The organism is Streptomyces capoamus (assembly GCF_014654935.1).
Classification (GTDB): Bacteria; Actinomycetota; Actinomycetes; order Streptomycetales; family Streptomycetaceae; genus Streptomyces; species Streptomyces capoamus.
This window is the reverse complement of record NZ_BNBF01000016.1, coordinates 38,100-39,776: the sequence shown is the minus strand read 5'-3', so window position 1 is coordinate 39,776 and position 1,677 is coordinate 38,100. Positions and strand designations below refer to the sequence as shown.

1 protein-coding gene is annotated in these 1,677 nt (G+C 76.1%); it reads left to right on the top strand.

The annotated features are described in order from the left end of the window. A partial coding sequence (locus IE312_RS41575) for a non-ribosomal peptide synthetase (protein WP_229900388.1) occupies positions 1-1,677 on the top strand: 1,677 nt, incomplete at both ends.

Below are 1,677 nucleotides of genomic sequence, written 5' to 3'. Positions count from 1 at the left end.
CGTTCGCCGACTACGTGCGCTGGCTGGCCGGCCAGGACGGCGAGGCCGCGCGCGCACACTGGCGCGGCGTCCTCGCCGGGTTCGCCACCCCGACCCCGCTGCCCGTCGACCGCGTGCGGCGCCCCGGACACGAGACCCGCTCCGGCCGTGTGCACACCGCCGGCCTGTCCGGCGAGGTGTCCGCGCGGCTCGCCGCCACCGCCCGCGCGGCCGGCCTCACCCTCGGCACGGTGGTGCAGGGCGCCTGGGCGCTGCTGCTGTCCCGGTACGGCGCCGAGCGGGACGTGCTGTTCGGGACCACCGTCTCCGGCCGCCCCGACGACCTGCCCGGCGTCGAGTCGATGGTCGGCATGTTCATCAACACCCTGCCCACCCGGGTCCGCGTCGACGGCGGCCGGTCCGCCGCCGACTGGCTGCGGGAGCTGCAGGAGGCGCAGGCCGAGGCGCGGCGGTTCGCCGCGGTGTCCCTCGCCGAGCTGACCTCCTTCAGCGACGTGCCCGCCGGCAGCCCGCTGTTCGACAGCATGGTCGCGTTCGAGAACTACCCCTTCGACGAAGCCCGTTCGGCCGGCACCGGGATCCGCCTCACGGACGTCTCCGCCCGCGACGCCACCAACTACCCGCTCGTGCTGCGGGCCTACCAGGGCGAGCGGTTCGGCTTCGACCTCGGCTACGACCCCGAGCTGTTCGACACGGCGACGGTACGGTCCCTCGCCGACCGGCTGTGCCTGCTGCTCACCGAACTGGCCGACGACCCCGGCCGGCCCGTGCGCGCCCTCGCCTGGACGACCGCCGAGGAGCGGCGGCGGATGCTGGCCGACTGGAACGGCACCGAGGAGGGCCGGCCCGCCGACACCCTGGACGCCCTGTTCGCCGCGCAGGCCGCCCGCACCCCCGACGCCGAGGCCGTCAGCTGCGGCGACGACCGGCTCGACTACGCCGGCCTGGACGCGCGGGCGGCCCGGCTCGCCCACCGGCTCGCCGAACTCGGGGCCGGACCCGAGACGTTCGTGGCCCTCGCGCTGCCCCGCTCCACCGACCTCGTCGTGGCGGTCCTCGCCGTCCTCAAGACCGGTGCCGCCTACCTGCCGGTCGACCCCGCCCTGCCCGCCGAACGCGTCCGGGACCTGCTCGCCGACGCCCGGCCGGTGGCGCTCGTGACCACCACCCGGACCGCGCCCGACACGGCCGTACCGGTCCTCCCGCTGGACGACCCCGGTGTCCGCGCCGACCTGGCCCGGCGCCCGGCCGGCGGTCCGGCCCGCCGCGCGCTGCCCGAGAGCCCCGCCTACGCCATCTTCACCTCCGGCTCCACCGGCCGCCCCAAGGGCGTCGTCGTCCCGCACGCCAACGTGGTCCGGCTCTTCACCCGCACCCGGCACTGGTTCGGCTTCGGCCCCGACGACGTGTGGACGCTGTTCCACTCCTACGCCTTCGACTTCTCGGTGTGGGAGCTGTGGGGCCCGCTGCTGCACGGCGGCCGGCTGGTGATCGTCCCCGAGGACACCGCCCGCTCGCCGGAGGACTTCCTGCGCCTGCTCGCCGACGAACAGGTCACCGTCCTCAACCAGACCCCCTCCGCGTTCTACCCGCTCAGCCGGGCCGACGCCGAACTGCCCGAGGTGAGCGCGCGGCTGGCGCTGCGCACGGTGATCTTCGGCGGCGAGGCGCTGGACG